Annotated in this window: 10 protein-coding genes; 5 read left to right on the forward strand and 5 right to left on the reverse strand. The window is 60.8% G+C overall.

Annotated features, from left to right (window positions below; genetic code table 11):
- Positions 1 to 8: 8 nt before the first annotated feature.
- Together glgA and ACIQV9_RS02115 are read right to left on the reverse strand one after the other, a co-directional pair.
- Positions 9 to 1595: a glycogen synthase GlgA gene (gene glgA, locus ACIQV9_RS02110; protein ID WP_403097510.1), complete on the reverse strand. Its 1587-nt coding sequence runs from the start codon at positions 1593 to 1595 to the stop codon at positions 9 to 11.
- A gap of 655 nt (positions 1596 to 2250) precedes the next feature.
- Positions 2251 to 3264 carry an aldo/keto reductase gene (locus tag ACIQV9_RS02115; RefSeq protein WP_403097512.1) on the reverse strand — a complete coding sequence of 338 codons (1014 nt, stop codon included), beginning with the start codon at positions 3262 to 3264 and terminating at the stop codon, positions 2251 to 2253.
- A gap of 542 nt (positions 3265 to 3806) precedes the next feature.
- On the opposite strand from ACIQV9_RS02115, the gene ACIQV9_RS02120 reads away from it, so the two are divergent.
- Entirely contained in the window at positions 3807 to 4169 is a 363-nt protein-coding gene (locus tag ACIQV9_RS02120; RefSeq protein WP_403097514.1) for a DUF6124 family protein, read from the forward strand.
- Between the two features lie 297 nt (positions 4170 to 4466).
- On the opposite strand, the gene ACIQV9_RS02125 is transcribed toward ACIQV9_RS02120, so the two are convergent.
- Positions 4467 to 5777 (reverse strand): MFS transporter, encoded by a 1311-nt coding sequence (locus tag ACIQV9_RS02125; protein ID WP_403097517.1) that lies wholly within the window; start codon positions 5775 to 5777, stop codon positions 4467 to 4469.
- A 169-nt stretch (positions 5778 to 5946) separates the two neighbouring features.
- On the opposite strand from ACIQV9_RS02125, the gene ACIQV9_RS02130 reads away from it, so the two are divergent.
- From ACIQV9_RS02130 to ACIQV9_RS02145, 4 genes are all read left to right on the forward strand, one after another.
- Complete coding sequence (locus ACIQV9_RS02130; protein ID WP_403097520.1) at positions 5947 to 7059, forward strand: sugar diacid recognition domain-containing protein; 1113 nt, start codon at positions 5947 to 5949, stop codon at positions 7057 to 7059.
- A 225-nt stretch (positions 7060 to 7284) separates the two neighbouring features.
- Complete coding sequence (locus ACIQV9_RS02135; protein WP_403097522.1) at positions 7285 to 8427, forward strand: glycerate kinase; 1143 nt, start codon at positions 7285 to 7287, stop codon at positions 8425 to 8427.
- A gap of 343 nt (positions 8428 to 8770) precedes the next feature.
- The gene (locus ACIQV9_RS02140; RefSeq protein ID WP_403097525.1) at positions 8771 to 10396 is read left to right on the forward strand and encodes a methyl-accepting chemotaxis protein; all 1626 of its coding nucleotides are present in this window, start codon (positions 8771 to 8773) and stop codon (positions 10394 to 10396) included.
- 43 nt (positions 10397 to 10439) lie between these two features.
- The gene (locus ACIQV9_RS02145; protein ID WP_403097528.1) at positions 10440 to 11627 is read left to right on the forward strand and encodes a pyridoxal phosphate-dependent aminotransferase; all 1188 of its coding nucleotides are present in this window, start codon (positions 10440 to 10442) and stop codon (positions 11625 to 11627) included.
- Between the two features lie 113 nt (positions 11628 to 11740).
- Here ACIQV9_RS02145 and ACIQV9_RS02150 read toward each other — a convergent pair whose 3' ends face one another.
- Both ACIQV9_RS02150 and ACIQV9_RS02155 read right to left on the reverse strand, forming a co-directional pair.
- Positions 11741 to 12724, reverse strand: a complete 984-nt coding sequence (locus ACIQV9_RS02150; protein ID WP_403097531.1) for a 2-hydroxyacid dehydrogenase — start codon at positions 12722 to 12724, stop codon at positions 11741 to 11743.
- Between the two features lie 22 nt (positions 12725 to 12746).
- Complete coding sequence (locus ACIQV9_RS02155; protein ID WP_403097533.1) at positions 12747 to 14045, reverse strand: MFS transporter; 1299 nt, start codon at positions 14043 to 14045, stop codon at positions 12747 to 12749.
- Positions 14046 to 14057 lie beyond the last annotated feature (12 nt).

Raw genomic sequence — 14057 nt, forward strand, 5'->3', positions numbered from 1 at the left:
AACCTCTTTTACTGTTTGCCCGATTTACCCAGGGCTTTGGCGACCAGTTGTTCGTAGAGTTCGGCGTAGGGTTCAACCGCCTTGCACCAGTTGAAGGGCGCGGCCATGGCGCGGCACCGCATGGCGCTGAGCAGGCCGGGGAAGGCGAACACCTTGAACGCGCGGCTCAGGGCCTCTTGATAGCTCTCGACCGTGGATTCGTCGAACAGGAAACCGGTCACGCCGTTTTCAATGGTGTCGGCCAAACCGCCGGTATTGCGAGCCACCGGCAGCGAGCCGAAGCGCTGGGCGTACATCTGGCTCAAGCCGCAAGGCTCGTAGCGCGAGGGCATCAACAGGAAATCACTGCCGGCGAACATGCGACGGGCGTCGGTTTCATTGAAGCCGATGCGCACGCCGATTTGCCCGGGGAAGCGCAGGGCCAGTTCCCGCATGGCTTGTTCTTCTTCGGGCTCACCGCGACCGATGATCGCGATCTGGCCACCATTTGTGACGATGTATTCGGAGACCGCTTCGGTCAGGTCCAGGCCTTTCTGATAGACCAGGCGCGAGACCACGGCGAACAGCGGGCCTTCGGAATCTTCGAGGCCGAACAGGTCGCGGACATGGGCGGCGTTGACCGCTTTGCCGTCCCAGTCGCCGATGCCGAACGGGCAGAACAGGTGCGGGTCGGTGGCGGCGTCCCAGCTTTCATCAATACCGTTTGGAATACCGCTGAGCAGGCCTTGCTGGGTCTTGGCGGCGAGAAAGCCATCGAGACCGCAGCCGAAGGCCGGCGTGGTGATTTCCTGGGCGTAGGTGGCGCTGACGGTGGTGATGTGGCTCGAATAGGCCATGCCGGCCTTGAGGAACGACATCTTGCCGTAGAACTCCATGCCTTCCTGTTGCAAGGCATGCGCTGGAATACCGAGTTCCGGGCACGAGCCAAGGCTGGTGACACCCTGGTAGGCGAGGTTATGAATGGTGAAGAGCGTCGGGGTGCGCTGTCCACGCCAGTGCATGTAGGCAGGCGCCAGCCCGGCCGGCCAGTCATGGGCGTGCACCAGATCCGGGCACCAGTGAATTTGTGCGAGATTGGCGGCGATATCGGCGGCGGCGAGGCCCAGGCGGGCGAAACGAATGTGGTTGTCCGGCCAGTCGCGGCCGTTATTGGCGCCGTAAGGCGAACCTTCGCGCTCGTAGAGTTCGGGGCAGATCAACACGTAAATGACCAGACCGTCGGGCATGTCCATGCGTCCGATCTTGCAGGGCGGCAGTGCGGCGTGCCCACCCAGTTCACCGATGATATGAATCGGGTTTTCGCTGTGCAGCACCTGCGGGTAACCGGGGATCAACACCCGCACATCGTGCAGTTGAGCCATCGCTCGGGGCAGCGCTGCGGAAACGTCGCCCAAACCGCCGGTCTTGACCAGATCGGCAATCTCGGAGGTGACGAACAATACCTTCTTTCTGTTCGGATTCTGACTGGCAGCCGGTGACAGCGTTTTGGTGCCGGTTACGCTGATCGATTGGGTGCTCGGAGCATTCACGGCGTTTGATTCGCCGACCTGCTGATGAGCACGCTCTCCCTGAATATCTAAAGCCGCACTAATCATATGAATCTCCCGTGTTGTTGATCTAGTTCCAGGTCTGGCACCAACGGTGATCGTGGCCAAATCCTGTGGCCGGGCGCAAACGCGCTTCGCATCGGTGAGCAAGTGCTGCCCCATGCGCTAATGCAGAAAGGGTGGAGGGGCCGTTGCAAGGAATGCACCAGTCGCTGAGGCCCTACCTTTAACCTGACCCCTGGCCAGGACCAAAAGTTTCGAGTTTCTTACCACCAGATGACTGACCGCTTTTACCTCGCGAAAATGAGTCTAGGCCAGATCCTAGAGCGGGGCAGGTCAACTGGCGAAATTGTTCGACAATCGGTTGGAAGAGGGTAAAGGCACAGCGCTTGTAGGGGGAAACGCACCGACGAAGGGCAGGTTTATTTTTGAGAGTGGGTCAAAACGGGACTGGCGAGTCACGGAAATGGGCGGGTTTTATCGGGTCTTGCACCATTGCAGTGCGGCATGTTGGGGGGTGAGGGCCTCATCGCGGGCAAGCCCGCTCCCACAGGATTGATGCGAACCCTGTAGGAGTGAGCCTGCTCGCGATGGCGATACAACAGGTACCGGAGATGTTGGCTCTTATGGCCCCTTCGCGGGCAAACCCGCTCCCACAGGACTTATACGATCCCTGTGGGAGCGGGCTTGCCCGCGAAAAAAATCAAGCCAGACGCGGTTTACGCCCTGACACAAAATGACTCACATCGTTGAACCCCGGCGTCGACGAATGCCCCGGCGTGACCAGCGAATCAATAAACGCTTCATCTTCAGCCGTGATCTTCACCGCCTGCGCCTTGGTGTACGCATCCCATTGCTCCTCGGTGCGCGGCCCGACAATCGCCGACGTGACGGCGCTGTTGTTCAGCACCCAGGCAATCGCGAACTCGACAATGCCCACGCCACGCTCCTGCGTGTACCGCTGAATCTGCTGGGCAATACGCAACGACTCCACCCGCCACTCGGTTTCCAGGATGCGCTTGTCAGCGCGACCGGCGCGGCTGTTGGCGTCCGGTTTTACGTCTGGTGAGTATTTGCCGCTGAGCACACCCCGCGCCAGCGGACTGTAAGGCACCACGCCCAAACCATAGTTTTGCGCGGCAGTAATCTGCTCAGTCTCGGCCTGACGGTTGACGATGTTGTACAGCGGCTGACTGATCACCGGCCGATCAACACCCAACTTGTCCGCCACACGAATGACCTCGGCAATCCGCCAGCCACGGTAGTTGGACAGACCCCAATACCGAATCTTGCCTTGGCGAATCAGATCGCCAATCGCCGACACAGTGACTTCCAGCGGCGTGTTGTGGTCTTCGCGGTGCAGGTAATAGATGTCGAGATAGTCAGTGCCCAAACGCGTCAGGCTGGCGTCGAGACCATTGAAAATATGCTTGCGGCTCAACCCGCTGCGGTTCGGCACACCGTCCACCGGGCCAAAACCGACCTTGGTCGCCAGCACCCATTCGTGACGGTTGCCGGCAATCGCTTCGCCGACGATCTCTTCCGAACGGCCGCCGGTGTAAACGTCCGCAGTGTCGATGAAATTGATGCCCTGGTCCCAGGCCTTGTCGATGATCCGCAGGGAATCTTCAGTGCTGGTCTGTTCGCCGAACATCATGGTGCCCAGAGTCAGGGTCGACACCTGTAAACCCGAATGACCCAGCGTGCGATAGCTCATGACGAAATCCTTTTACCGGTGGGAAAGCTCCAATCAAATACCAGAACGCCTGCGCGGAGAAAAGTGAATTTATCGGCAAAGTGCATGACAACGCTTGCAAAAATGCCTGCAACACCTTGACCCGTTCCGAGCATGTTAAGGGGACGGATCTATTTGCGCGTTTTAGCCTTCATAGCTGATCTGAAATCGAGAATTAAACGGAGATGTTTAACAGACATCTCCAGACACTCTCTCAGGCTACACAACCTTGCGCCGTTGCCTACGACTGCGCCAGAATCCGCCGGCTTGTGCGCCTTGGGCCTGGGTTTTATCGTTTCCCCGTCGCTGAAAAACAGCGATCGGGTTTGGTAGCCCGGGTTTTTAGACGCAAAGTACTTCCCTTTGCTGAGATTTTTCGTCTCGGTTTTATGGTGGTCATGCGCAGGGCGCCTTCGGGCGCGCCGCTTCCTAAAGCCCGGTCTACCAACCTGCGTATGGCCACCACCCGTTCGTTTGGTAGCGAGGGGTGATGGCTCCTTTTAAGCGCTTTAGGAGTTTCATCCATGTTCAAACCAACGCCAAACCCACCAGAAACAGACGACGTTTCCCCCTACGAATCCACCGATTCCAAAAAACTCAACGAAGCTGCCGAGCGCGCGCTCGACTTTCACTTCCCGTCGAGCGCCGACATCAAAGCCACCCCGCGAATTCGCAGTACCCTGTTTTCCGTAGACCCAGAGGCCACGACCGAAACCCTGGCGGTGTATCTGGTCGAGACGCTGGCCTCTGTCGATGTGATGGTCCATCAGTTGGTGGATCATCTGGAGGGTGAGTCGCGGTACGCGCTTTTGGGTATTTCGAACAGCATCATGATGGCGGAGATCACCGCGAACCGGGTGCTGGATAACGTCGGCCCGCAGGGCTAAAGCAGATCCCGTAGAGTGCACATACCTTGTGGCGAGGGGGCTTGCCCCCGTTCGGCTGCGCAGCAGTCGTAAAACCGGTATACACGGTTTAACTGACAAAACTGCGGTGAATGGTTTTGGGGTCGCTTCGCAACCCAACGGGGGTAAACCCCCTCGCCACAAAAGATTGTCCCGCCTCAACAATGTGTCTGAGTACAAAAGTCTGAGTGGCCACATAAGGCCTGTGTGCATACGCTAATTAAGAAACGGCCCGTAAGGGCCGTTTCTGTTGGAGATCACGTTTGGGTCGGTGATGTCTTAAACCCGCAACGTCCGCGTCATGCGCAGTGCCAACATGCTGCCGCACACAATCACACCCGCCAGCAGATACAGCGCCGCATCGGTCGAGCCGGTGCTGTCCTTGACCCAACCCACCAGGTACGGGCTCAGGAAACCCGCCATCTGCCCCATGGAGTTGATCAGCGCCAAACCGCCCGCCGCCGCGCCCGCGCTCAACATCGCTGTCGGCACCGGCCAGAACATCGGCAAACCGGTGAGGGCGCCCATGGTGGCGATGGTCAAACCGAGAATCGCGATGGCCGGGGTTGTGGCGAAGTTCACGGCGATCAACAGACCGACCGCGCCCATCAACATTGGCACCACCAAGTGCCAGCGACGTTCTTTGTGCAGGTCCGCCGAGCGGCCGACCATCAACATAAACACCGCCGCCAGCAGATACGGAATTGCGCTCAACCAGCCAATCACCAGGTTATCGCTGAAGCCCAGGTTCTTGATGATCGACGGCAGCCAGAAGTTGATCGCGTAGACGCCGCTCTGGATGCAGAAGTAGATCAAACCGAACGCCCAGATCGCCGGGTTCTTGAACACGGCCAGCAGCGAGTCGGTGGTGGTTTTCGGTTTGTTGGCCAGATCGATGGCGTGGTCGGCTTCCAGCACCGAGCGCTCGAACGGCGTCAGCCACTTGGCATTGGCGTAACTGTCGCTCAGCAGGAAGTAGGCGAGGGCGCCGAGGATGACGGTCGGAATCCCTTGCAGCAGGAACATCCACTGCCAGCCCGCCAAGCCGCCCTGGCCTGCGGCGAAGTGGTTGAGGATCCAGCCGGAGAACGGGCTGCCGAGCAGACCGGACACCGGGATCGCCGACATGAACAGCGCCATGATGCGGCCACGGCGGAAGGTCGGGAACCACTGCGAAAGATAAAGCACCACGCCCGGGAAGAACCCGGCTTCGGCCGCGCCGGTGAACAGGCGCAAGGTGTAGAACTCGGTCGGGGTGGTGACGAACAGCAGGCAGGTCGAGAGCGTGCCCCAGACGATCATCATCAGCGCGATCCAGCGCCGTGGGCCGAATTTGGTCAGGGCCAGGTTGCTCGGCACGCCGCACAGCACGTAGCCGATAAAGAAGATCCCGGCCCCGAGGCCGTACACGGTTTCGCTGAATTTCAGCGCGTCGAGCATCTGCAGTTTGGCAAATCCAACGTTGACCCGGTCGAGGTAGTTGAACAGATAGCAGATGAAGATGAAGGGGATCAAACGCAGGGTAATGCGTTTGTAGACGGCGTTTTTGTCGTCAACGATGGCCTGGGTAGCGGCGGCGCTCTGTGACATGGCGGGCTCTCTCTTTATTATGATTTTTTGCGATGCGCAGGGTAACGTTGATCGCCCAGAGAGTCTCGACCACCCTCGGGGTTGCTGTCTTTGTGCCTTAGCACAGGGTTTGCAACCCAGCCCTGTGCGGGTGAACAACCTGTCCCATCACGCCTCCAAGGATCCCGATATGTTCGAACTCGATCACGACCTGGCCCAGGACATCGTCGACCGGGCGATGGCCATCCTGCCGTACAACGTCAATGTCATGGACAGTCAGGGCTTGATTCTCGGCAGCGGCGAGGCGGAGCGCATCAACACCCGCCATGAAGGCGCGCAATTGGTGTTGGCCAACGGGCGGGTGGTGGAAATCGATGCGCAGACGGCGATTCACCTCAAAGGCGTGCAGCCGGGGATCAACTTGCCGTTGCTGCTCGATCAGCGCTTGATCGGTGTGCTGGGAATTACCGGTGAACCCGAGCAACTGCGCACCTATGCCGAACTGGTGCGGATGACCGCCGAAATGCTGGTGGGCCAGCGCAATCAGCAGGCCGAGCAGCAATGGCGGCGTCAGCGTTGCGATGATTTGCTGGCATTGCTGCTGAGCGAGGCTGGGGATTCGCCGCGCTTGCTGGATGAAGCGCAGCAGTTGGGCCTCAAACCGCAAATGACGCGGGTGCCTTATCTGTTCGAGTTGGGCGTGGAGCATGGGCCGGGGCAAACCGTCGATGCGCTCAGTGCGTGGCTGACTTCGCGATATCCGGACAGTTGGTGCGTGAGTTCGGCGAAGTCTTCGTTGCTGTGGTGCCGGCCGGCGAGTCCGGCGATCGAGAATGATCGGCTGCTGGAAAAACTCGACGGTCTGGGCTGGAACATTTTGCGCATTGCCGTGGGTGGGCAGGCGGATGGGTTGTCCGGGCTGCGTCGTTGTTATCGACGGGTCGGCGACTTGCTGGCGTATGGGCGCGATGTGTTGCCGCGTTCGCGTTTGCTGACGCTCAACCGTTATCGGCTGCCGGTGATGCTGTGGCGGCATCGCAACGACGACGCGCTGGATGAGCTGCTCAAGCCACTGCGCAAAGTCATCGCCAAGGATGGCAACGGCCAACTGCTGGCGACGTTGCGCAGTTGGTGTGAGCACGACGGGCAAAGTCAGGCATGTGCCGATGCGCTGGGGATTCATCGCAACAGTTTGCGCTACCGGATGGAACGGATTGCCGAGTTGAGCGGGGTTGATCCGCTGAAACTGGATGGCATGCTCGCGCTGTACCTCGGCGTGCAGCTTTTGCCCCAAACTGATTAGAGAGGTGGTGATTGTAAGGACGCCTTCGCGGGCAAGCCTCGCTCCTACAAGAACGCTGCATTCACTGTAGGAGCGAGGCTTGCCCGCGAAGAGGCCATCCGCAACACCCTCAATCCTGTGGTTTGTGGAAATGAACAATAAACGCCACCGCCGCTTGTGCAGAGGACCGGCGTTATTGTGCGGGGCTGCTGGCAGCATGGAACGCATTGGAACTGGAGAATTCGCATGAAAATCGTCATCGCCCCCGATTCGTTCAAGGACAGCCTGAGTGCCCAGGGTGTGGCCGACGCCATCGCCCTCGGCCTGGCGCAGGTCTGGCCTGATGCGCAACTGGTCAAATGCCCGATGGCCGACGGCGGCGAAGGCACGGTCGAGTCTATTCTGGCGGCGTGCGAAGGTGAATTGCGCAGGACCCAGGTTCGCGGTCCGCTCGGCGTCACCGTCGATGCCGCGTGGGGCTGGTTGCCGCACACCCACACCGCGATCATCGAAATGGCCGAGGCCAGCGGCCTGCAACTGGTTCCGCCGGGGCAGCGCGATGCGTGCGTCAGCAGCACGTTTGGCACTGGTGAACTGATTCGTGCCGCGCTGGATGCCGGGGCGCAACGGGTGATCCTGGCCATTGGCGGCAGCGCCACCAACGATGGCGGCGCCGGGGCGATGCAGGCGCTGGGTGTGAAGTTGCTGGACGCACAAGGGCAAACGCTGGCACCGGGTGGTCTGGCCTTGGCGCACCTGCATCAGATTGATCTGAGTGCAATCGATCCGCGCCTGGCCGATGTGCGCTTCGACATCGCTGCCGACGTCAACAATCCCCTGTGCGGTCCGCACGGCGCTTCCGCGATTTTCGGTCCGCAGAAAGGGGCAACGCCCGAGCAAGTCCGGCAACTGGACGCTGCCCTCGGGCACTTCGCCGAGCGGTGCGCCCAGGCGTTGGGCAAGGACGTCAAGGACGAACCGGGCAGCGGCGCGGCGGGTGGCTTGGGGTTCGCGGCCAAGGCGTTTCTGGAGGCGCAATTCAAGGCCGGGGTTGAAGTGGTGGCCGAACTGGTCGGGCTGGCCGAGGCGGTGAAGGGCGCTGACCTGGTCATCACCGGCGAAGGCCGTTTTGACGCCCAGACCTTGCGCGGTAAAACACCGTTTGGCGTTGCGCGCATTGCCCGGGAGCAGGGCGTGCCGGTGATTGTGATTGCCGGGACCTTGGGCGAGGGTTATCAGGAGTTGTATGAACATGGCATTGATGCCGCGTTTTCCTTGGCCAGCGGGCCGATGACGCTGGAACAGGCGTGTGCCGAGGCACCACGGTTGTTGCGCGATCGCGCCAGTGATATCGCGCGGGTCTGGCGGATGGCCGCTCACAAATCCTGAAGTTCAATCCATTCCTGTAGCAGCTGTCGAGCCTGCGAGGCTGCGTTCGGCTGCGCAGCAGTCGCAGGATTTTAAAAGCGCGACCGCTGCGCGCTCGAACGCAGCCTCGCAGGCTCGGCAGCTGCTACAGGGAATGGTGTTTCAACGTTGAAACACATGTCGCCCCGCAAAATATTTTTCTCAAATCCCCGCGAAAATCCTCATCCCCAGCCGATACACCGATCAGGCGCACACAAACCTATTACAAGAGTGGCGCCCGGCTGAAATCGCGCGTGCCCCAAAGCCCGCCACTCCGCCATCACCGCATGGACGCTCGCCGCCTCAATCACCCGAGTATCGTCCTATGTCCCTGCGTAATCTGAATATCGCGCCTCGAGCCTTCCTGGGTTTTGCGTTCATTGCCTTGCTCGTCATTGTGATGGGTGTGTTCGCGGTGAACCGCATGTCGATCATCCGCCAATCCTCGATCGACATGGGTAGCACCCAACTGCCTAGCGTCGGCTATCTGGGCAATGTCACCGAAAATATCCTGCGCATGCGCATCTTGTCGTTCCGGATTCTGGTCAACCGCGAGCCGGCCAGTTTGCAGGAAGCTGAAGCCCGTATCGCCGTGCTCACCGACAAGGCGCGCAAGGCCCAGGCCAGCTATGCCGAGTTGCCGGCGGGCCCGGACGAAGCCGCACTATATAAAGTGTTCAGCGCCACGCTGGATAAATACATGCAAGCGCAGCGCGAGATGATGGACCTGTCGCGCCAGAACAAGGTGGATGAAATGCGCACCTTGATCAACACGCGGATCAAGGAAGGCACCGACCAGATGGGCGAGCAGCTCAACAAGCTGGTGGCGTACAACCAGGAGGGTGCCAAAGCGGCCGGTGTTATCGCGGAAGAAAATTACAACACCGCCGTGACGGGCATCATCGCGGTATCGGTGGTGGCGTCGCTCATGACCGTGCTGCTGGCCTGGCTGTTGACCCGCAGCATCGTTACGCCGCTGAACCGTGCGGTGGCGGCGGCCGAAACCATTGCCGGCGGCAACCTGACCAAAGCCATCGAGATCGACGGCAAGGACGAACCGGCGCGCTTGCTCGGTGCCTTGTCCGTCATGCAGGCGAACCTGCGCAAAACCATCGAACAGATCGCCGGTTCCGCGACCCAACTGGGCGCAGCTGCAGAAGAACTCAGCACCGTGACCCAGGAAGCGTCGCGCGGCCTGCAACAACAGAACAACGAAATCGAACAGGCCGCCACGGCGGTCAACGAAATGACCACCGCCGTGGAGGAGGTCGCGCGAAATGCGGTGTCGACTTCCGAAGCCTCGAATCAGTCGACCCAGGCCGCCCGCGAAGGCCGCGACCGCGTGGTGGAAACCGTCGACGCGATCCAGACCATGACCCACGACGTGCAAAACACTTCGTTGATGATCGAAGGCCTGGCCGCTCAGGGCCGCGACATCGGCAAAGTGCTGGACGTGATCCGCGCCATCGCCGAACAGACCAACCTGCTGGCCCTTAACGCTGCCATTGAAGCGGCCCGGGCCGGGGAAGCCGGACGCGGCTTTGCTGTGGTCGCCGACGAAGTCCGGGCCCTGGCCCATCGCACTGCGCAATCGACCCAGGAAATCGAAAAAATGGTCGCCGGCATCCAGAACGGTACGGGCGAAGCCGTCTCGTCGATGCAGCAAAGCAATCAACGCACCCAAAGCACGCTGGAGATGGCCCGCGCCGCCGGTGTGGCGCTGGAGCAGATCACCCAGTCGATCCACCTGATCAACGAACGCAACCTGGTGATCGCCAGTGCGTCGGAAGAACAGGCCCAGGTGTCCCGCGAAGTCGACCGCAACCTGGTGAACATCCGCGACCTCGCCACCCAGTCCGCCGCCGGTGCCAACCAGACCAGCGCCGCAACCCACGAACTGTCACGCCTGGCGGTCGATTTGAATGCGATGGTGGCGCGTTTCGTGATTTGAGATAGGGTTGAGTCTGGGAGCCCGCGCGCGACAGGAGAAACACATGCGCTATTCAGCCTTGACGCAACGAATCGCCGGCGACGGAGCGGCAGCCTGGCAGATTCATGACCGAGCGCTGGAAATGCGCGAGCAAGGAATCGATGTGCTGCTGCTGTCGATTGGCGATCCGGATTTCGACACGCCGCCGCCCATCGTGCAGGCGGCCATCGACAGCTTGTGGGCCGGTGACACGCACTACCCGGAGGTGCGTGGCAGTCGCGGATTGCGCAGCAGCATCGCGCGCCGCCATCGGCAACGCAGTGGTCAGGCGGTGGACGCCGATCATGTGATCGTGTTTCCGGGGGCGCAGTGCGCGGTGTATTCGGTCGCGCAATGCCTGCTCGATCCCGGCGATGAGGTGATCGTCGCCGAGCCGATGTACGTGACCTATGAAGGCGTGTTCGGCGCTTGCGCGGCCAAGGTGGTGCCGGTGGCGGTGCGGCCTGAGAACGGCTTTCGCGTTGACCCGGCGGATGTGGCGGCGCTGATTACGCCGAAAACCCGCGTCCTGTTGCTCAACAGTCCGAACAATCCGTCGGGTGCCAGCCTGTCCTTGACGACCTGGCAAGCGTTGGCCGCATTGTGCGTGCGCCACGATCTGTGGCTGATCAGCGACGAGGTCTACAGCGATCTGTTGTTCGAGGGCGAACACATCAGCCCGGCAAGCCTGCCGGGCATGGCCGAACGCACCGCGACCATCAACAGCCTGTCCAAGTCCCACGCCATGAGCGGCTGGCGCGTGGGGTGGTCGATCGGCCCGAAAATGCTGGCCGAGCATCTGATGCATCTGTCGTTGTGCATGCTGTTCGGCATTCCGGATTTTGTGCAGAAAGCCGCTCAAGTGGCGTTGGATGAAGACCTGCCGGAAGTGGTGCTGATGCGTGAGGAGTATCGCCAGCGTCGTGATCTGGTGTGCGCCAGGTTGAGTGGTTGCCCGGGGATTCGCCCGATCCGGCCGGATGGCGGGATGTTTGTGATGGTGGATGTACGGCCGACCGGGCTGTGTGCTCAGGGATTCGCCGAGCGTTTGCTGGAGGGTTACGGCGTGTCCGTACTGGCCGGGGAGGCGTTCGGACCGAGTGCGGCGGGGCATATCCGCATCGGGTTGGTGGTGGATCAAGTGAAACTGGCCGATGCCTGTCGGCGGATTGCGTTGTGTGCGGCAGACCTTCTGGAAGCGCGGCGGGCCTGATCAGAGAGACAGATCGTTCCCACGCTCTGCGTGGGAATGCCTCTGGGGAGGCTCCGCGTCCCATGTGACGCAGAGCGTCACGGGCTGCATTCCCACGCGGAGCGTGGGAACGATCATTGTCGGACCTGCCACGCCCCGACATTCACCAGATTCTTCGGCCGTTCCCCAGCCAACGCCATCAGCAGATTCTCCACCGCGCATTCGGCCATCGCCTCCCGCGTCTCATGCGTCGCCGAGCCCATGTGCGGCGTCGCCACCACGTTGTTCAGCGTCAACAACGGCGAATCAACATTCAGCGGCTCACGCTCGAACACATCCAGCCCCGCCGCGCGAATCTGCCCGGTTCGCAACGCTTCGATCAACGCCGCTTCGTCCACGACTTTCCCTCGGGAAATGTTGATGAAAATGCTCTCCGGCCGCATCAAGGCGAACTCTTTAGCGCCAATCAACCCTTCGGTTTCAGCCGTCAGCGGCAAAGTCAGGCAAATGAAATCGGCCTGTTGCAACAGCTCGCTCAGGCTGCGGTATTGAGCATCAAAGCGTTGTTCAACCGCCGGTTTCGGCGAATGACTGTGATAGATCACCGGCATGCCAAAACCAAAATGCCCGCGCTGCGCCAACGCCTCGCCGATGCGCCCCATGCCGATGATGCCCAGCGTCTTGCCGTGCACGTCGGTGCCGAAATGCACCGGGCCGATATTGCGGTTCCACTGACCGGCACGGACCATGTTGGCCAGTTCCACCACCCGCCGGGACGTCGCCAGAATCAGCGCGAAACCCGTGTCTGCCGTGGTTTCCGTCAGCACGTCCGGCGTGTTGCTCAGCAGGATGCGCCGCTCGGTCAGGTAGTCGATATCGTAGTTGTCGACGCCCACCGAGACGCTGGCAATGGCTTCAAGATCGGGCGCCAGATCAAGCAGTTCGGCGTCCAGTTTCAGACTCGCGCCAAGTAAGCCGTGGGCGCGGGGCAGGGCGGCGCGCAGTTGTTCGATGCCCTCCGGGTTGAGGTTGTCGATCAGTGTCACGTCGGTGTGCTCATGCAGGCGAGCCATCAACAGCGGCGAAAGTTTCTTGTACAGCACGACCTGCTTTTTCATCGTCATCATCTCAACTTCAAATTCAAGGGTGAGCCGTCACTGGCCGTGGCGCAGCGGCCTTGGCCACGACCCGGTCACTGGCGCCGGGCTTGAGGAAAATCGTCAGCACCACCGAGAGCATCAACGCGCCGCTCATCAGCAGATAAGAAGCACCGGGCGACCCGGTGGAGCTGTTCAGGTAGCCGACCAGATACGAACCACCAAACGAACCCAGCGCGCCCATGCTGTTGATCAACGCCATGGCCCCACCGGCAACGTTGGCCGGGAGGATTTCCGGAACGATGGCGAAAAACGGTCCGTAAGGCGCATACATGCAGGCGCCGGCGATCACCAGCAGGGTGTAGGACCACCAGAAATGTTCGGCGCCCAAGGCGTAGGAGCCGTAGAACGCAATGGAAGCAATCAGCAGCGGCGGCCAGACGAAGCGTTTGCGCTTCTGCAATTTGTCTGAGCCCCAGGACACCAGCAACATGCCAATAACGGCGGCCAGATACGGCAGCGACGAGAGCCAGCCAGCCTCGATCATGTCCATCTGCGCGCCGGCCTTGAGGATCGACGGCAGCCACAACACGAAACCGTAGACACCAATGCTCCAGCAGAAAAACTGCAACGCGAGGATGATCACTTTCGGCGAGCGGAAGGCTTCGGCGTAGTTCTTCACCGCTTTGATGCCGACCTGTTCGGCGGCGAGGGCGCTTTCCAGGTCGTGCTTCTCCTGGTCGGTCAGCCACTTGGCCTGGGCCGGACGGTCATCGGCCAAGCGCCACCAGATAAACGCCCAGAGCACCGCCGGCAAGCCTTCGATGATGAACATCCAGCGCCAGCTGTAATGCTGCACCAGATAACCTGAGACCACCGACATCCACAGCATCGTCACCGGGTTGCCAAGAATCAGAAAGGTGTTGGCCCGGGAGCGTTCGGCACGGGTGAACCAGTGGCACAGGTACACCAACATCGCCGGCATCACCGCGGCTTCGACCACGCCGAGCATGAAGCGAATCACGATCAGCCAATACGCGTTGGAGACGATGCCGGTCAACGTGGCGAGCCCGCCCCAGAGAATCAGGCTGACGAAAATCAGTTTCTTCACGCTGTGCTTCTGCGCATAGATCGCGCCGGGCACCTGGAAGAAAAAGTAACCGAGGAAGAACAGAGCCCCAAGCATTGAAGACAGGCCGGGCGTGATCATCAGGTCGGCGGCCATTCCGGAGGCAGCGGCGAACCCGTAATTGGCACGGTCCAGATACGCCAGGCTGTAGGTGATGAAGACGATGGGCATGATGTACCACCAGCGGCGGGTGGCGAGTGAGGCGGTTTTCATGGTGATGCTCCT

The sequence above is a fragment of the Pseudomonas sp. NPDC099000 genome (assembly GCF_044759925.1).
Taxonomy (GTDB): Bacteria; Pseudomonadota; Gammaproteobacteria; order Pseudomonadales; family Pseudomonadaceae; genus Aquipseudomonas.